This is a genomic window from Leucobacter luti, from assembly GCF_019464495.1.
Lineage (GTDB): Bacteria > Actinomycetota > Actinomycetes > Actinomycetales > Microbacteriaceae > Leucobacter > Leucobacter luti_A.
The window spans coordinates 2,687,787-2,705,628 of record NZ_CP080492.1 but is presented as its reverse complement, the minus strand read 5'-3'; the positions used below and the strand labels follow the sequence as shown (position 1 = coordinate 2,705,628).

The 17,842-nt window shown below is 64.5% G+C and carries 13 protein-coding genes; 8 read left to right on the top strand and 5 right to left on the bottom strand.

The genetic code is table 11. The features are described from left to right. Nucleotides 1-15 precede the first annotated feature (15 nt). A complete protein-coding gene (locus K1X41_RS12075) occupies nucleotides 16-4,938 on the bottom strand; it encodes an efflux RND transporter permease subunit (protein ID WP_220174719.1) in 4,923 nt (1,640 codons plus the stop codon). A gap of 91 nt (nucleotides 4,939-5,029) precedes the next feature. On the opposite strand from K1X41_RS12075, the gene K1X41_RS12070 reads away from it, so the two are divergent. Then, entirely contained in the window at nucleotides 5,030-6,325 is a 1,296-nt protein-coding gene (locus K1X41_RS12070) for a DUF445 domain-containing protein (RefSeq protein WP_220174718.1), read from the top strand. Between the two features lie 10 nt (nucleotides 6,326-6,335). On the opposite strand, the gene K1X41_RS12065 is transcribed toward K1X41_RS12070, so the two are convergent. After that, on the bottom strand, nucleotides 6,336-6,974 hold the full coding sequence (locus K1X41_RS12065) for a hypothetical protein (RefSeq protein ID WP_220174717.1): 639 nt from the start codon (nucleotides 6,972-6,974) through the stop codon (nucleotides 6,336-6,338). 129 nt (nucleotides 6,975-7,103) lie between these two features. Between K1X41_RS12065 and K1X41_RS12060 the strand changes: the two genes are divergently transcribed. Next, complete coding sequence (locus tag K1X41_RS12060; protein WP_132201770.1) at nucleotides 7,104-7,289, top strand: DUF3073 domain-containing protein; 186 nt, start codon at nucleotides 7,104-7,106, stop codon at nucleotides 7,287-7,289. Nucleotides 7,290-7,676: 387 nt separating this feature from the next. Here the strand turns inward: K1X41_RS12060 and K1X41_RS12055 are convergent, their stop codons facing one another. From K1X41_RS12055 to K1X41_RS12045, 3 genes are all read right to left on the bottom strand, one after another. Beyond that, nucleotides 7,677-8,420 (bottom strand): phosphoglyceromutase, encoded by a 744-nt coding sequence (locus K1X41_RS12055; protein ID WP_132201768.1) that lies wholly within the window; start codon nucleotides 8,418-8,420, stop codon nucleotides 7,677-7,679. A gap of 477 nt (nucleotides 8,421-8,897) precedes the next feature. Further along, on the bottom strand, nucleotides 8,898-10,019 hold the full coding sequence (gene ygfZ, locus K1X41_RS12050; RefSeq protein WP_220174716.1) for a CAF17-like 4Fe-4S cluster assembly/insertion protein YgfZ: 1,122 nt from the start codon (nucleotides 10,017-10,019) through the stop codon (nucleotides 8,898-8,900). Between the two features lie 222 nt (nucleotides 10,020-10,241). After that, nucleotides 10,242-10,544: a hypothetical protein gene (locus K1X41_RS12045; RefSeq protein WP_243642770.1), complete on the bottom strand. Its 303-nt coding sequence runs from the start codon at nucleotides 10,542-10,544 to the stop codon at nucleotides 10,242-10,244. 221 nt (nucleotides 10,545-10,765) lie between these two features. Here K1X41_RS12045 and K1X41_RS12040 point away from each other — a divergent pair, with 221 nt between their 5' ends. The 6 genes from K1X41_RS12040 (at nucleotide 10,766) to pstC (ending at nucleotide 17,834) form a co-directional block, all read left to right on the top strand. Continuing rightward, nucleotides 10,766-11,443 carry a winged helix-turn-helix transcriptional regulator gene (locus tag K1X41_RS12040; RefSeq protein ID WP_220174715.1) on the top strand — a complete coding sequence of 226 codons (678 nt, stop codon included), beginning with the start codon at nucleotides 10,766-10,768 and terminating at the stop codon, nucleotides 11,441-11,443. Further along, a complete protein-coding gene (gene mshD / locus K1X41_RS12035; RefSeq protein WP_220174714.1) occupies nucleotides 11,440-12,420 on the top strand; it encodes a mycothiol synthase in 981 nt (326 codons plus the stop codon). The genes K1X41_RS12040 and mshD overlap by 4 nt, the downstream gene beginning before the upstream one ends. Then, nucleotides 12,417-14,543, top strand: a complete 2,127-nt coding sequence (locus tag K1X41_RS12030) for an RNA degradosome polyphosphate kinase (RefSeq protein WP_132201760.1) — start codon at nucleotides 12,417-12,419, stop codon at nucleotides 14,541-14,543. The genes mshD and K1X41_RS12030 overlap by 4 nt, the downstream gene beginning before the upstream one ends. Then, entirely contained in the window at nucleotides 14,540-15,493 is a 954-nt protein-coding gene (locus K1X41_RS12025; protein ID WP_132201758.1) for an NUDIX hydrolase, read from the top strand. Before K1X41_RS12030 ends, K1X41_RS12025 begins: the two co-directional genes overlap by 4 nt. Before the next feature lie 213 nt (nucleotides 15,494-15,706). Beyond that, a complete protein-coding gene (gene pstS, locus K1X41_RS12020) occupies nucleotides 15,707-16,813 on the top strand; it encodes a phosphate ABC transporter substrate-binding protein PstS (protein ID WP_133615548.1) in 1,107 nt (368 codons plus the stop codon). A gap of 82 nt (nucleotides 16,814-16,895) precedes the next feature. Next, nucleotides 16,896-17,834 carry a phosphate ABC transporter permease subunit PstC gene (pstC, locus tag K1X41_RS12015; RefSeq protein ID WP_132201753.1) on the top strand — a complete coding sequence of 313 codons (939 nt, stop codon included), beginning with the start codon at nucleotides 16,896-16,898 and terminating at the stop codon, nucleotides 17,832-17,834. Nucleotides 17,835-17,842: the final 8 nt, after the last annotated feature.

Here is a 17,842-nt window from a genome sequence, read left to right as displayed (position 1 = left end):
CTTTCTGCGCCATGATTACCGTTCGTCAGTGTGCGGGTCGACATCGTGCGTGTCGTCCCCCGTGTGGGTGTGGTCCGCGTCGGCCTCGCCTGCCGCGTCCGAGGGGGCGTCCGAGTCTTCCTCGTCGACCTCCTGCGTCGCTTGCCAGAGTAGCTGCTCCCAGTTGAGTTCTCCCGTGATCGGCGGTGCGGGAGCAACGGGCTCTGCGTCAGCGTCCTGCTGGCTGCCAACCGTTGATTCGGTTTCGAGCGCTGCGTCGCGGGATTTCGTTGATTCAGGCTCGAGCGCAGAATCGGGCCCCGTTGCGTGCGCTGCGCCCTGTTCGGCACCGTGCTCGGATCGCAGTGCGGCGTCCTCCGTATGAGGGGGAAGGAATAGCGGGATCGTTGCTGAGGCGGGACCCTGCGCTGCTTCGGGGGCCGACTCTGCGGTGAAGTCAGGAGCTGGCTCTGCGGGTGATTCCGGCGCTGGCTCCAACTCTGAAGCTGGTGCCTGAGACTGCTCCGTGGGAATCGCATCCGCTGCGGGGGCACGTCCGTGGGACGGCGCAGCCCCGAGGGCCGCATCGTCGTCCTGTGCGGAGTCGTCCGCATGAGCCGCGACGTCGACCTCGCTGTGCGGGGTCGCGCTCGGGTCGAGGGGATTATCGTCTCCGGTGAATCCCAGTTCGGAGAGACTGATCGACATCTGCCGAGTGTCCGGACCCATTTCTCGGGTCACGGGCCGCTCAGGCTCCGCCAATTCAGCCGCAGCCGCGCCGGACGTTTCCGGTGCTGCGAGGCCCGCGCGCATGAGCGCTTCACGAATCGACTGGTGCCGGGCGGCCTCGGCTTCCGCCGCAGCCTGCGCCGCAGCCGCATCCGCCGCGACCGCACTGGCCTCGGCTTCCGCCGCAGCCGTATCAGCCGCAGCCGCATCAGCCGCATCAGCCGCAGCCTCAGCAGCCGCGGTCGCAGCGAGAATCTCAGCCTCTGCAGCAGCTGCAGCGCGCGCCACCTCGGCGCGTTCAGCCTCGGCACGTTCACCCTCCGCGGCTTCGCCCTGCGCCGTTGCAGGAACCTCGGGTGCAGCGGCGGCTGGCGGCTCCGGCAATACGAGAGCGGCGGGTTCGGCTGCGCCCTCGGTGCCGTCATCCGGCTCCGACCCGCGCTCGTGCGCGCTCAACGCCTCCGACTCAGACGCGGCGTCCGGCTCACCAAAGAGTTTTGCCGCGAGTTCAGGGGCGAGCACTGGTTCCTGCGCCGTTCCGACGCCGTGCTCTGGGTCGAGGGCGGCACTGATCTCACGATCAAACTCGGAGCTGAATTCCTGACCCGGACCAGGCTCCTGAGCATCGCCTGCATCGCCTGCATCCTGATCCTGATCCTGCCCCGAACTCACCCCGGCGTACGAATCCTGTGCCGCGTACGGATCCTGATCGGCGTACGAAACCTGATCGGCGTAGGGATCCTGATCCGTGTTCGGTGTCTGATCACGGTCGAACTCCCACTCAGGCTCAGCTCCAAGACTGTGATCGAGCGCAGGCTCATGCGCCAAATTCTGGCCGTGCGCAGCGTGCGCCTCAGCACCAGCGGCAGAGACCGGAGTGGGAAGCTCGAATGTGTCACGGGGGTCGGACTGCGCTGGCAGCGCTGGAACAGAAGAGTCGGTGCGCAGCGGGCCACCCGTCTCCCACGGTGCCACCCCCACGGCACCGCCAGCTGTGGCGCCCGCTCCGACGAGACCCGAGCCAGCGAGCACGAGCCCGGCATCGTCGCCGCCGCGCTTCGGCTTGCGTGTCGCACGTCGGTCCGCTCGTCCCTCGCGGCGCCGCTCGACCGCGTAGTACAGCGTCGGCAGCACGACCAGCGTCATGATCGTCGAGGTCAGCAGCCCCCCGATGACGACCACCGCGAGCGGTTGCGAGATGAAGCCGCCCTTCCCGGTGATCCCAAGCGCCATCGGAGTGAGCGCGAGAATCGTTGCGAGTGCGGTCATCACGATCGGCCGCAGTCGCTGAAGCGCGCCGTGGGTCACCGCATGTTTGAGCGACTCCCCCTTCTCACGATATTGATTCACGAGATCGATCAACACGATGGCGTTCGTCACCACGATGCCGATCAGCATGAGCACCCCGATCAAGGAGGCGACACCGAGCGGGATCCCCGTCAGCACCAAGAGCACGATTGCACCGGTTGCTGCGAACGGGACCGAGATCAGCAGCAACAATGGCTGCAGCAGGCTCCGGAACGTCGCCACCATCACCACGTACACGATGAGGATCGCGGCAAGCAGAGCGATCCCGAGCTGCTCGAACGCTTCAGACTGCTGCGTCATCACACCGCCAATGCTGGCGCTTGCGCCAGCCGGCAGCTCGACAGTGTCCAGCGCGGCCGTCACCGCAGCGCTTGCGGCGCTGAGGTCGTCTCCCAGGGATAGCGCGGATACAGTCACCATGCGCGCATTGTCCTGCGTGCGGATCGTCACGGGGCCATCGGCTACCGCGATCGTTGCGAGCGTGTCCAGTGTCTGCGGGCCGACTGCGGTCTGGATCGGAAGCGCGGCAACACTGGCCTGATCCGTCGGCTCCACCCCGTCTGAGAGATACACCGAGGTGGTATCTGCATCGAGCGTGATCTGCCCGATCTCACGCGGCTGCATCTGTTGCGCCACCTGGCCTGCAACACCTGCCTCAGTGAGCCCCGCCGCCGCCGCCGCGGCCCGATCCACGGTAATGCTCAGATACGGACGCGACAGCCCGAGGTCACTCTCGACCTGCTTCAATTCTTTCTGCTCGGAGAGGGCGTCAAGCACCGCGGTGCTCGCCGTCTCGAGGGTCGCCTGATCCGGCGCGGTCACGTTGACCTCAATCGCGCTCGACGTCGTCACGCCCCCGCCCGACTGGCCGAGCGAGAACTCTCCGGCATCTTCCAGTGAGTCGACAGCCGCTCGGATCGCGTCCTGCGCCTGCTCCTGGTTGGCATCAGGGTCGGTGGTGAGCGAGTAGTTCACAGCGCCATCGCCGCCTCCACCGAAGATCGCGGCCATACCGCCGCCTCCGTTGCCGACAGTCACTTGGACAGTCTCGACAGCTGGCACCTCGGCGAGGGCTCCCTCAACCCGCTCGACCTGAGCCAATTGCGCGTCCAGGCTGGTGCCGGGCGCGAGCGTCTGCACGAGTCCAACCGAGTTCTGCTCGTCCGCACCCATGAAGTTGGTCTTCAGCAGCGGGCTCATACCGAGGGCGACCGTTCCTCCGAACACGAGCGCAGAGACAAGCAGCGTGACCGCGGGACGACGCAGCGTCCAATCAATCACCGGACGGTACCAGCGCTGCAGCCTGGTCGGCTGATCCGGCTTCTGGGAAACTGTGGTCGCACGGCGGCCTGAACGCTCCGGCTTCAAGAACCAGTAGGCGAGCACCGGCACGATCGTCAGAGACACGAGCAGCGAGGCTGCAAGCGCGATGGTGACCGTGAACGCGAACGGCCGGAACAGCTCACCGACCATACCCGCAACAAATGCCATGGGGAGGAACACCGCGACCGTCGTGATGGTCGACGCTGTAATGGCACCCGCCACCTCGCGCACCGCCCGAACGATCGTGGCGCTCCGATCCGTGTCGGAGACAAGATGTCGCTTGATGTTCTCGATGACGACGATGGAGTCGTCGACCACGCGCCCGATCGAGATCGTGAGCGCGCCCAGCGTGAGCATGTTCAGGGTGTAGTCGGCGAAATTCAGCCCGATAAACGTGAGCAGCACCGAAGTGGGGATCGAGATCGCGGTCACCAGCGTGGCGCGCACAGACATCAGGAACACGAGGATCACGAGCACCGCGAAGAGGAGACCGAGGAGACCCTCCGTGGTCAGCGTCTCGATGGACTGCTCGACGTAGGGTGCCTGGTCAAAGATGATGCTGAGTTTTGCGCCGGAAAGCTGATCTTGCAGCTTCGTGAGTTTCTCCTGCACCGCGTGCGAGACATCAACGGTGTTCGCTGCCGACATCTTGGTAACGCCGATGGTGAGCGCCGGGGCACCGTCAACGCGGGAGATGCTCTGCACCGGGCCCGGTTCGAGTTGCACCGTTGCAAGCTCACCGATCGTGAGGGGTGTGAGCGCGACTGGCTCCTCGACGTCGGGGGTGACACCGGGGCGGGCTGGAACCTGCTGCTCAGCGGCCGCCTGCTGCTGCGCCGCCAACTGGGCCGCGCTGATTGCGACCGGGAGCGCGGCGATGTCCTCGGCGGAGGTCACGGAGCTTCCCGCCTGCACGGAGAGCGTCTGATCCCCTTCAGTGATGGATCCGGCAGCAACCAGCACGCCGCTCTGCTGCAGCGTATCCGCGATCACCTGTGGGGTCAGACCCTGCGCCGCGAGTGCCTCAGCGTTCGGGACGATCGTGATCCGGTCGGGGCGAGCACCGGACAACTGCGCATCACGCACCCCATCGATGTCCGCGAGTTCTGGGAGTGCGATCCGCTCGACCAGCTTCGCGGTCGCCTCAGGAGTATCTCCCTCAGCTGGAGTGACAGCGATCTGGATCACCGGGAAATCGTCGATGCTGCCCGACATCACTTGTGTGTCCGCAGCCTCTGGGAGCATCTGGTTGATCCGGCTGACCGCGCGCTCCACCTTCTGCTCGGTGGCCGCGATATCGACGCCGTAAGTGAACTGGGCCAGCACCATCGAAGCGCCGGTGCTCGACGTCGCCGTCGAGGATTCCAACTGCGGGACGCCGCGCAGTGCCGTCTCGATCGGCCCGGAGACCTCCTTGTTGACGACCTCTGGCGATGCGCCCGGGTAGGTGGTGACGACCGCGATCGCGGGGAACTGAACCGAGGGCATCAGCTCCTGCTTGAGCGAGCCGACTCCCAACAGCCCGAACACCGCCGCAACAATCGTTACGAGTGCAATCAGGGCACGATTTTTCAGGCTGAGCGCCGTGAGCAGGTGCATGAGCTTGATTATCCCACGCGAAGTCCTGATCAGCGCATTCGAATATGTCGATCTGCACCACACAGCTCGCGCAACCCGCGATAATGGCGTCATGCCGAAGTCTCGAACTCGACGCACACTCGGTGCGGTCTCACCAGCGGATTTCCAGCGCTTGGGTGACCTCAGACGAATGCAGGCCATCGCGGTGGGGCTCCTCATCGGGATGGCCGTCGTGTTCGTGGTGTCGTTCGTGCTGCAGGAGCGCTATCCGTGGCTCGGCTACGTGCGTGCCGCAAGCGAGGGTGGCATGGTGGGTGCGCTCGCCGACTGGTTTGCTGTCACCGCGCTATTTCGTCACCCGCTCGGGATCAAAATCCCACACACAAATCTGATCTCGAACAAGAAAGATGAGATCGGAGAGGGACTCGGCTCGTTCGTCGAGGAGAACTTCCTTGCCGACGAGGTGGTGCACGAGAAGCTGTCACAGGTGAGTGGCGCGCGCATGGCGGGGACCTGGCTCTTGGAACGCCCGAACGCTGAACGCGTGGGGGAAATGATCTCAAGCGCCGGGCTTGGTGCGATCACCGTGCTCGATGACGGCGACGTGCGGGAGCTTATTGAAGTGCTTGTGCGGCGGCACATGATAGAGCCAGAGTGGGGGCCACTGCTCGGCCGGGCAGCGGAGTCGTTCGTTGACGGTGGTCATCACGAGGCCCTGCTCGATATCGCTGCGGGGCGGCTCGAGGAGTGGCTGGTGACACACCCCGAGGCGTTCGACCGCGTGGTCTCCTCACGCCTCCCATCTTGGGTGCCCAGCGTGGTAGATAAGTTTGTCGACACTCGCCTCCATGCTGAGGCGGTGAAGTTCGCGCAAAGCGTTGCTGCGGATCCGGAGCACCCGTTCCGGATCGCCGTCGGTAAGTTCCTCGGAGATCTCGCTCGGGATCTCCAAGAACAAGAGCGGTTGCAAGACCAACTCGAACATTTCAAACACGAGGTCTTCGACAGCCCGCGAATCAGGGCCTTGGCTGCGAGCACCTGGGAAACGGCGCGAGCCGCGCTCGTCGCGATGCTCGAGGATCCCGCGAGCGATCTGCGGGTGCGCCTAGTGAACGCGCTCCAGGATTTCGGGCACAAACTGGTCGATGATTCTACGTTGCAATACAAGATCGACGTGTGGGTGATGGGGGTCGTCGAGCATCTGGTGAGCCGTTACCGACACGATCTCGCCGGAGTTATCTCCGAGACGGTGCAGCGGTGGGACGCACGTGAGGCTGCGGAGAAGATCGAATTGCAAGTCGGCAAAGACCTGCAATTCATCCGCATCAACGGCACCGTGGTTGGCTCGCTCGCCGGACTCACCATCTACACCATCGCGACCCTCGTCATCACACCACTCATCGGGTAGCAGCGTCAGGTTACTCCGCGAATGCGACCGGGAGCAGAATGTCTTGCACGCGGTCGGAGCCCGCGGTGTGGTCGGCCCGGGTCGCAATCGCGCAGCGACTCACACGACAGTCCAAGCCATCGGTCGTGGGTTCTGGCACGGTGAGGGTGGCCGTAAACGACCCTCTCTCGGCGTCGTCGTAGGTCTGAGTCGCGAATGCCCGCCAGGCCCAGTCGTTCGTGATCCAGGCGCTCGCGAGACCGGCCTGGGCTTCCGCGTCTCCGGATTCCGCGCCCTCGGGGATGCCGCCGAGGCAGGGGCCGGGCTTCTCGTCCGCAGAAGCCGGAATCGCGCACACCGCAAGGTATATGCCGATACCGGAATCAAAGCCGGAGCCTGAAATGACGAGCGACTCGCCCGGGACGATCGCGTCGAGCTCAGCCAATTTCCCCGTTGAATCTTCGACACGGAGTTCGCGGGTGCGACCATCCGCACCGGTCGCCCGAGTCTCGGATACGTATTCCGCGGGAATGTCTTGCCCCGATCCCCCAGCGCTCTGGTGGGTCAGGATCGGAATCAGAACCACGAGGACGGCCCCGAGCACCAGCACTGCGACCGCGAGTAGCGAGAAGAGCACGATCCGAAGGGAGCGGGAGCGACGAGGAGTCATATGGACATCGTAACCGTCAGCCGAATCGGCATCCCGGTCATGCTAGAATCTGCTCCATACGTCTATTTGAATTGGTACCTGCCCCGCGGCGTATATTCCGCGAGGCCCGAATGTGTAAGGGGGTCACGCATGGGGCGCGGCCGTCAGAAGGCAAAGCACACCAAGGTCGCCAGGGAGCTGAAGTATTTCAGCCCTGACACGAACTACTCGGCGCTTGAGCGAGAGCTCGCATCAGAATCCGAGAAGCATTCGGGCGAGGAATCCTGGGCGGAGTACGCAGATAAGTACAACACCGAAGACGAGGATGACGACTAGCTCGTTTCCCCGCTGACCGGGTCCGTTCCGCTGCGCGGAACCCCGATCATTCGATCAGCTGAGGCCGATCCTGCGACGTGACGTTCGTCTCGGGATCGGCCTCGACTGTTTCGCACTGCGCTGGCGTAGCCCGCGGGTAGCTGGCGTAGCCCGCGGGTAGCTGGCGTAGCCCGCGCGTACCTCGCGCGCCCGTGGGTAGCTGGCGTAGCTCGCTGTGTAGCTCGCGTGCCCCGCGAGTAGCTGGCGCGCCTTGCACACGCCTCCCGCAGGTGGGCATCTTTGGCGTACTCGCCGCACTCACACTCATGGGTCCCACGTGGGTGCTTCCAGCGCGTGGAAGCACCCACCTGAGACCCATGGTCGTGTTCCCGGTGCAGGCAGAAAGTATTAGTGCTTGCCCTGCGCTGCGACAGCTGCGGCGCCGGCTGCCGCGGCTTCGGGATCGAGGTAGCGCGCGGGACCAGCCGGTGTGCCATCAGCGTTGATCTCGTACACGAGCGGCAGGCCTGTCGGAATGTTCACCCCAGCGATATCCGCATCTGAAATGCCGTCGAGGTGCTTCACGAGCGCACGCAGTGAGTTGCCATGCGCCGTCACCAGCACGGTCTGGCCCGCGTTCAGATCGGTCAGAATCTCTTGCTCCCAGTAGGGAAGCATACGCTCGATGACGTCTTTGAGGCACTCAGTCTGCGGCCGTGTGCCGTCGATCCCTGCGTAGCGGGGATCCCTGGCCTGCGACCACTCACTCGAGTCGTCGAGCACGGGTGGCGGCGTATCAAATGAGCGACGCCACTCCATAAACTGCTCCTCGCCATACTTTGCGAGAGTTTCCGCCTTGTCGAGCCCCTGCAGCGCGCCGTAGTGGCGCTCGTTCAGGCGCCACGAGCGCTTCACCGGGATCCACAGCCGATCCGCTGTGTCGAGTGCGATGTTCGAAGTCTGGATCGCGCGGCTCAGCACCGAGGTGTGGAGCACGTCGGGCAGGAGTCCCGCCGCTGCCAGCTGCTCACCGGCGCGAGCGGCCTCTCCCCGACCCTGCTCAGTGAGCCGCACATCGACCCAGCCGGTGAAGAGGTTCTTCTGGTTCCATTCGCTCTGTCCGTGGCGAAGCAAGATCAGCGTGTTCGTCATGTTCCCAAGCCTATCGCGCCTTGCCTGGCCACCGGGTGGCGTCCGAGCGCACGCTCCCCGCTCCGCGACCGGCTCCGAGCACGCCGCCGGACGCCGACCCCGCTTTGCGCCCTGCCGCCTGCCGCCCGCTGCCTGCTGCCTGCTGCCTGCTGCCTGCCCCAGCAGTGCACACCAAACTCATCGTGAACACCGCCCACCTCGAAGTGGGCAACTCCTTGCTTCGCCGCGGAGAGGCGCAGCGAGGAGCACACGGAACGTGTGGCTGAGATCGCCGGGCACGCCGTGCGTGGCACTGAGTCACTGAGTCACTGAGTCACTGAGTCACTGAGTCACTGAGTCACTGAGTCACTGAGTCACTGAGTCACTGAGTCACTGAGTCATTGAATCACTGAGCCGCTGAGGCTCGAGCCCAACGCAGGCATACAGCCCAGCGCCCAGACGCACTGCGGGCCGCCACGGGCTCCCGCTACAGGCGCTTCAGCCGGGGATCTCGCGCGCTGCGCCGGCGTCAGCCGGCACAATCACCTCTTGGGCCGCCGCAAAAACCTCAGTGACGGGAGCCTGTGGATCGTTGCCAGCCTCGCCGCCGCGCACCTCGAGTGCGGCGTCCTCCGGCACCGAGCGCTTCAGCAGCGCGAGCGCAATGCCGCCCCACTCATGATGCAGGGCTGCACGTGTCACGCGGCCGACCGGACGCGCATCAGCATCGCCCGATTTGCCTGCCAGGTGCACGAGTGCGCCGGGCACCGGCAGGCCACCGCTTGAGCCATCGAGGTGCAACAGCACCATTCGTCGTGGCGGGTGGCCAAGATTGTGGACCTTCGCGATGGTCTCCTGCCCCCGGTAGCATCCCTTGGTCAGGTGCACAGCAGTGCGGAGCCAATCGAACTCGTGCGGGATCGAACGCTCATCAACGTCTGCGTGTTGCGCGGGTCGCCACGCGCGCACCTCAAGCGCGTCAAGTGCGAGCAGCCCCGCGGCGCGCACATCCCCTCCGCGCACACGTGCGGCAATCGCGTCGAGCGCCGAGCGCGGGAAGACGAACTGCTCTGCGGACCATGTGGCTCCGGCGTGCGACTCGCTGCGCGAATACTGCACTCCGCCGGGCAACACACCGGCCCACGGATCCTGCCAGGCCACCGCGGGATCAGACTCACGCAGCAGCTCAGCTGCGGGACCTGCGAAGGCGAGCAGCGCGGCGAACTCGTCAGATGCGTCACGCACCGAGACACGCAGCGCAAAACGCATTCGCGTCAAGAATTCTGCGAGCGGCGCAGCCGATCCTTCATCAACCAGGAGCCACGTGCGCTCGCCATCGTCGACCACACGCATCGCGCGTTCGATCCGCCCGTTCGGATCGAGCAACATGGTCTCAGTGCTCTGGCCCGGTCGCAGGCCGGTCAGCTGCTGGCTCGTCATCGAGTGCAACCAGCTCAGTCGGTCAGGGCCGTCGACGATCACGATTCCGCGATGCGACAGATCAACGATGGCGTCACCTGTATCAAGCGCACGCTGTTCCGAGAGCGGCTCGCCAAAGTGCGACGCAACTCCCAGTTCGGGGTCGACGACAGCCCCTGGCAGGGCACTGAAAGCAGTCACGGGTTCACCGGGTTCCGGAGAACATTGGGCGCGTGATTAGCGCTGCCCCTTGAAGAGCTTGTAAATGACGGTGCCGGAGATCCAGGCGATCGCCAGGGACGCAAGTCCGAGGAGGCCGATGAAGAAGAGTTCCAGAGCAAGCAGCATGCGGCCAGTCTACCCGACTCCCGCGGTGCCGCGCATCGATGACTGCGCACAGCCACAGCCCGCGCGTCGCCGCCCTTAGCCAAAGAGCATGATCGCCACGTCAATGACCGCGATCACGAGCACGGAACCGGCAACGCTGAACGCCACGCGTGTAATAAAGCCGACGCGCTGTGCGGTGCCAAGCTGCAGCCCGAACGTGACGAGAGTGCTCGCGCCGACTGCAAATGCTAGCCAGGCAAAGCGATCCTCGTGCGGCACCAGGATTGAGACCAGCGTGCCAATAATGGCTGCCACTGCCCACGCAATAAGCAGGCGCGGAATGTGCCAGGAGTGCGCGTCTGGCATCTCCGGGGCATCGGCTGGGGTGGGCTCGGTCACGGCCCCATCTTGCCACACTCGTGTTTGGGGGACCGATTCTCACCGCCTCAGCCCCAGTGGGGGTCCGCGGTCAGTCGCCGACGCCCACTGACGGCACTGAACGCCCTCGGGTCTTCGCAGGGTGCACACGTTACGCCCCGTCACAGACCGGAAACGGATGTGAAACAGAAGCCAAAGTACACTGGGACACGGCTCGAGGAACGAGGAAGGGAGCGACGCCCATGCAGCTGCTCTGTCTGACTGATCGCGATCCTGCCGAGTCATTGCCCGGCCTGGACTTGCTCCCACACGATGTGCGCACCTCCCCGCTCTCGCTCCGAGTGCCCGAGACGCTGGCGGCTCGCTACGACGCGTTGCTGATCGATGGCACGCTTGACGCGCGTCGCGCTCGCGCAGCCTGCATGGGGCTTAAAACGGGGATCGACACCCCGCGCATCGTGATCCTGCCCGAAGTGGCGCTGACCGCGCTCACGGTCGAGTGGGGAGTGAGCGAACTCTTGTTGCCCACCGCAAGTCCGGCGGAGATTGAGCTCCGTCTCCGCCTGCTCGAACAGCCAGCTACGCACACCCCTCCGCCCGCGGTCCAGTCCGCGGGCGTTGTCATTGATGAATCGAATTTCACGGCCAGATTGTTCGGTCGCCCACTCGACCTCACGTATAAGGAGTTCGAGCTGTTGCACTTTCTCGCGGCGAACCCCGGCCGTGTATTCACCCGCGATCAACTTCTCAGCGAGGTCTGGGGTACCGATTATTTCGGCGGAACGCGTACGGTGGACGTACACGTGCGTCGACTGCGAGCCAAGCTCGGCGACCACGAGGGGCTCATTAGCACTGTGCGCGGGGTCGGCTACGGCTTCGCGCGAGCTCGCTTGGACGACGATGAGGAGACGTTTACGTGATCGCACTGCACCGGCTCGACGCACCTTCTGAGACCGCGATCGCGGCCGCACGCACCGTCATCACCGAGGCAGAAGTGAACGATGGAACCGCTCCGGTGTCAGATCAGGCGCTGCTCTCCGCCGCTCAGGGCAAACGAGAGCTCGTGCTGTTTGCAGATTCTCCGGTCTCAGAGCGGATCCTCGCGGCCGGCATCGTCGGTGAGGGCGAGCTGGATCTGGTGGTGCGGCCGTCCGAACGCGGCCGCGGAGTCGGCACCGCCGCGCTCACTGCACTGCTGGACGTTGCGGACGCAGCCGCTGGGGAAGGATCAGGCGCCGGATCCGGATCTGACACTGCGACGCTGCTCGCCTGGGCACATGGCGAGAACCCCGCAGCCGAAGCGCTGCTCAGCCGCTCGGGCTTCACACCGGTGCGCTCGCTCTATCGGATGACGCTGGATCCTGGGTTGCTGCCGAGTGACGGGCGCGATCCGCTCGCAATCCCGCACGCACCAGAATTTGCCTTGCACACCTTTGATGCCGAGCGTGACTCGGCAGAGTGGGTACGCGTGAACGCCGCGGCGTTCGCTACGCACCCCGAGCAAGGACGCATTACCCAGGACGACTTCGCACTGATGCGCGCAGCGGACTGGTTCGACCCCGATGACCTCATTCTGCTCACTGGCGCGCGGAACGAGGTCATCGGTTCTACGTGGATCAAAACCGTACGAGACCAGTCTGCCGGCACGGTGGAGACTGAGCTGTATGCCGTCGGCGTGGATCCAGCGCACGCCGGACAGGGCCTCGGAAGGCTCCTGCTCGATGTCACTCTGGCGCGCATGGCACAGCACCAGCCAGAGAGTGTCTCGCTCTATGTTGACGGTGAAAATGAGCGCGCCGTGCGGATGTATGAGGCCGCGGGGTTCACCATTGATTCACGCAGTCGCCAGTGGTCGAGAACTCAGGTGTCTGACGTAGGTGCCAGAATAGGCTCATGAGCGAAGAGACGCCAGTACTCGCAACCGATCTCGCACCACTCCCAGCAGATCGGTACATCGATCGTGAACTGAGCTGGCTTGCGTTCAACCAGCGCGTGCTCGAACTGGCGGAAGACCCCACGATCCCGCTCCTCGAACGCGCCAACTTTCTCGCGATCTTCGCGTCGAATCTCGACGAGTTCTTCATGGTGCGCGTTGCGGGCCTGAAACGTCGTATCGTCACGGGTCTCGCAGTGCCAACGAACGTCGGCCGTGCGCCGACCGACGTGCTTGCGGACATCAATCGCACCGCCTACGAGCTCCAACTGCGACACGCAAACTGCTTCAAGGATCAGATCAAGCCAGCGCTCGCGGAGGCTGGGATCCGGATCGTCGACTGGGAACAGCTGGACACCGCAGATCGCGAAATCCTGACTGAGTACTACGAACAGCGGATCTACCCTGTCCTGATGCCGCTCGCGGTCGATCCTGCCCATCCCTTCCCCTACATCTCCGGGCGTGCACTGAACCTGTCGATTCGGGTGCGCAACCCGCGCACGGACAAGGTCGAATTCGCCCGTCTCAAAGTGCCGCAAATGATCCCACGCTATGTGCGTGTCGACCGCCGCGAGAACGAAGAGGACATCCGCTTCATCCCGCTCGAAGAACTCATTGCAAACCAGCTCGAGGATCTTTTCCCCGGCATGGAAGTGCTCGATCACCACGTGTTCCGCGTCACACGCAACGAGGACATGGAGATCGAAGAGGACGAGACTGAAAACCTGATTCAGGCGCTCGAAAAAGAACTGCTGCGGCGGCGCTTTGGTCCCCCGATCCGGCTCGAGATCTCTGACGATATGGATGCGGCAACACTTGAGCTCCTCGTGCGCGAGTTCGATATCGATGAGGAGCAGGTCTACACCCTGCCAGCTCCGCTCGACTTGAGCGGCCTGTTTGCGTTCTCCCGGCTGCCTCGCCCTGAGCTCAAGTACAAGCCCCATATCCCGGTGACGCACCCCCAGTTCCGCACGAACAGCCCGAGCGACAAGCCCGACACGTTCGCTGCGATCGCCAGGCGCGAAGTGCTGGTGCACCACCCGTACGAGTCCTTCTCCACGAGCGTGCAGGCATTTCTTGAGCAAGCGGCGACAGATCCCGACGTGCTCGCCATTAAGCAGACGCTGTATCGCACCTCGGGCGACAGCCCGATCGTCGCTGCCCTGATCAAGGCAGCGGAGGCTGGCAAGCAGGTACTCGCCCTCGTCGAGGTCAAAGCGCGATTCGATGAGGAAGCCAACATCACGTGGGCACGCAAGCTTGAAAAGGCTGGCGTGCACGTCGTCTACGGCCTCGTCGGGCTGAAGACCCACTGCAAGCTCGTTCAGGTGATCCGTGAAGAGGGCGGCCGGCTCGCCCACTATTGCCATATCGGCACCGGCAATTACAATCCAAAGACGAGCCGCATCTACGAGGACTTCGGCTTGTTCACCTCCTCGCATGAGGTCAGCCGCGACGTCACGAAATTGTTTAACGTGCTCTCGGGCTACGCCATCGAGACTGACTACGATCGGCTCCTGGTGGCCCCGCTCCAGTTGCGCAGCGGGCTGCTCGAGCGCATCGAACGTGAAGCCGAGCACGCCCGGGCGGGTCGCACCAGCGGGATCAAGCTCAAGGCGAATTCAATGGTCGATGAGGTCATCATTGACGCGCTGTACCGTGCGAGTCAGGCCGGCGTGCCCGTCGAGGTGTGGGTGCGCGGCATCTGCGCGATCCGTGCAGGTGTCCCCGGCCTGTCCGAGAATATCCAGGTGCGCTCCGTACTCGGCCGCTACCTCGAGCACTCCCGCATCTACGCGTTCGAAAACGATGGCAACCGGGACGTATTCATCGGCAGCGCCGACCTCATGCACCGCAACCTCGATCGCCGCATCGAGGTGCTCGTCCGCCTCTCGGATCGCGAGCACCTTGCCCGCGTCGATCGCTTCTTCGAATTCGCGTTCAGCGACGATGTCTCCTCCTGGCGGATGCTGCCAGACGGCACGTGGCAGCGACGCGTGATTAGCGAAGAGGGCGAGCTGCTCCCCGATCTGCAGGATCTCGTCATGGTCGACCGCACCGAGGCGAGGGCTCGGAGAGCGCGTTGAGCGAAGATCTCCTCGCCGCTGGCACTGTGTGCTGGCGGCGAGTTCCCACCCCCGCAGGCGAACAGCTGCTGGTGCTCCTGATCCACCGCACAAAGCAGCGGGATGTCTCATTCCCCAAAGGCAAACTCGATCCTGGTGAGAGCATGCCGCAGGCAGCGGTGCGCGAAACTCTCGAGGAAACCGGGCTCCGTGTTTCCCTGGGGGTGATGCTCGGCACGATCCACTATGACCTCAACGGCGGCAGCCGGCGCAAGACGGTGCAGTACTGGGCAGCCGAGGTCACCGGTGCTGCGGCGCTCGCTTCGACGTTCACGCCAAATGGCGAAGTGCAGGCACTTGAGTGGGTGCCAGCCGCTGAGGCACGGGCCCGGTTGAGCTATCGCGCCGACCGAGAGCTCTACGACGTATTTCTCCGTCTCGCAGAGCATGACCTCCTCGATACCTGCACGGTCACACTGCTGCGGCACGCCAAAGCTGAGCCCCGAGGTGCGGATACCCCCGAAGACCATCTGCGGGCGCTCACCGTGGCAGGTCAGCAGCAGGCGCAGATCCTCGTACCGATTCTCGAGGCATTCGGCCCCAAACGGATCCGCTCCTCCACGGCACGCCGCTGCCTGGAGACCGTAGCACCGCTCGCCACGCACCTCGGCTCACGGGTGCGCGCAACGAAGGCCCTGAGCCAGGATTTCTGGGACGCAGGCGATCTTGCAGACACGCGGCGCCTCATGGGCAAGATCGTGAAACAGGGCAAGAACACTGTGATCTGCAGCCACCGCCCGGTCCTGCCCGATCTCGCCCGCGAACTCGTACTCGCCACCGGCAGTGTGCCAGGTGACTATCTGGCGGCAGCTGCCGCGCTTCCGCCAGCCGGGTTCTCCGTGTTCCACATTTCGCGCACGCGCCCCGGGGCCGGAATTCTCGCCGTCGAAACGTATCCGCTCAAACACTGAGGCGAGCATGCAACTCGTGCAGCGGATCGGCCGTCTCCTGAACTCCAGGTAACGATTCGGACACGGCTGGCATGAGGACGCTGCTGAGTCGCTGCCTCTCGTTCACCCGTTGTTCACCCGCTGGCAGACCGCGCTTCACGCAGGCCACCTAGCGTGGGGGATGTGGCCAATTGCGGTCACCATCACATCCGTTCTCAGATTGGATCACCCCCAGTGAAGCTCTCAGCACTGACCAAGGTCGCGGCTATCGGCGGACTCGCCGCACTTACGCTGACCTCCTGCGCCGCAAACGAGTCGGGCACCGGCAACACGGCAGACAGCGGTTCCACCAATTCTTCGCTCTCCGGCGAGCTCGTCGGTGCAGGCGCCTCGTCACAGGGATCGGCTCAGGAAGCATGGGTCGCCGGGTTCCAGACCACCCACGCCGACGTCACGGTGAACTACGACCCGACCGGCTCCGGCGCTGGCCGCGAGACCTTCCAGCAGGGCGCAAGCGCCTTCGCTGGCTCGGACCGCGCGTTCAAGGCCGAAGAGGTCTCAGCCGGCCCGTTCGAAGCGTGCGCCCCAGACACCGGGATCGTTGAATTCCCCGCATACATCTCCCCGATCGCGCTCATCTTCAACGTTGAGGGCGTCGATTCGCTGAAGCTGGACGCACCTGTCGTCGCACAGATCTTCGCCGGCAAGATCACCAAGTGGAACGATCCCGCAATCGCGGCTCAGAACGAGGGGGTCACGCTTCCCGATCTGAACATCACGGCCGTGCACCGCTCCGATGAGTCGGGCACCACGGGCAACTTCACCGACTACCTCTCCGCAGCTGCTCCGAGCGACTGGACCGTCGGCTCGATCGAATCCTGGCCGACTGAATTCGGCGGCGAGGGTGCACAGGGCACCTCCGGCGTCGTTGAGGCAGTGAGCAACGGCGTTGGCACCATCGGCTACGCTGACGCCTCACGCGCGGGCGATCTCGGCACCGTCGAGATCAAGGTCGGCGACGCCTACGTCGCGTACTCCCCCGAGGCTGCAGCAGCCATCGTCGACGAGTCGCCGCTCGAAGAGGGCCGCACAGATCACGATCTCGCGATCAAGCTGGACCGCACCTCCTCAGAGGCGGGTGTCTACCCGATCGTGCTCGTGAGCTACCTCGTGGGCTGCGAGCAGTACGCCGACGCCGCGAACGCTGAGCTCGTCAAGGAGTACTTCAGCTACATCGTGAGCGAAGAAGGCCAGAAGATCGCAGCTGATGCTGCAGGCTCCGCTCCGATCTCCGCCGATCTGCGCGCGAAGATCGAACCGGCAATCGCTGCCATCAGCTAACCCACTGGGTGGGGGCGCGGGACACCGCGCCCCCACCTCGGGTAGCCTCGACACACCCACCCGCAACGATCCAGGAGCCTGAGTGAGCGTCGCCTCCGCCCCATCCAAGCCGGTACTGAGCATCGGCGACCGCGTGTTCTCGCGGTCCGCGCTCTTCGCGGGCAGCATGATCCTCGTCACCCTCGCTGCCGTCGCGGTCTTCCTGATCGCGCGCAGCCTCCCCGCCTTCGTGGCAACTGACGAAAGCGCCTCGCTGCTCAGCAGCAACTTCTGGGCGTATGTCGGCCCGCTGGTCTTCGGCACCGTCTGGGCCGCTGCCCTCGCCCTCGCGATTGCCCTCCCGCTCGCGATCGGTATTGCGTTGTTCATCTCGCACTACGCGCCGCGTCAGCTCGCACAGCTCCTCGGCTACATCGTCGATCTTCTCGCCGCGGTGCCAAGCGTCGTGTTCGGTCTGTGGGGTATCGGCGTCCTCGCACCTGCAGCGCAACCGATCTACGCCTGGCTCAACGACAATCTCGGCTGGATCCCACTGTTCGGCGGCGTCGTCACCGGCACCGGTCGCACCATTCTCACCGCCGCGCTCGTGTTGGCCGTAATGATCCTCCCGATCATGACGGCCATTTGCCGTGAGATCTTTTTGCAGGCCCCCATGCTCCATAAGGAAGCTGCGCTCGCGCTCGGCGCCACCCGCTGGGAAATGATCAAACTCGCGGTGCTGCCATTCGGCCGCCCCGGCATCATCTCCGCGGCGATGCTCGGCCTCGGCCGCGCGCTGGGAGAGACCATGGCCGTCGCTATGGTGCTTTCGGCGACAGGAATTGTGAGTTTCCGTCTCCTCACCTCGGAGAACCCGTCCACGATCGCCGCGAACATTGCGCTCGCCTTCCCCGAAGCCTACGGCGAGAACATCAACGTGCTCATCGCCACAGGCCTGATCCTGTTCGTTGTGACGTTCCTGGTGAACGCACTTGCCCGGTGGATTATTAGCCGCCGCGCCGAGTTCTCGGCCGCGAACTGATGCTGCAG

Bases quoted from the DNA above. Each gene is read 5' to 3' on its own strand.
- K1X41_RS12075 (WP_220174719.1), bottom strand. From the start codon at position 4,938: ATGCACCTGCTCACGGCGCTCAGCCTGAAAAATCGTGCCCTGATTGCA.
- K1X41_RS12070 (WP_220174718.1), top strand. From the start codon at position 5,030: ATGCCGAAGTCTCGAACTCGACGCACACTCGGTGCGGTCTCACCAGCG.
- K1X41_RS12065 (WP_220174717.1), bottom strand. From the start codon at position 6,974: ATGACTCCTCGTCGCTCCCGCTCCCTTCGGATCGTGCTCTTCTCGCTA.
- K1X41_RS12060 (WP_132201770.1), top strand. From the start codon at position 7,104: ATGGGGCGCGGCCGTCAGAAGGCAAAGCACACCAAGGTCGCCAGGGAG.
- K1X41_RS12055 (WP_132201768.1), bottom strand. From the start codon at position 8,420: ATGACGAACACGCTGATCTTGCTTCGCCACGGACAGAGCGAATGGAAC.
- K1X41_RS12040 (WP_220174715.1), top strand. From the start codon at position 10,766: ATGCAGCTGCTCTGTCTGACTGATCGCGATCCTGCCGAGTCATTGCCC.
- K1X41_RS12030 (WP_132201760.1), top strand. From the start codon at position 12,417: ATGAGCGAAGAGACGCCAGTACTCGCAACCGATCTCGCACCACTCCCA.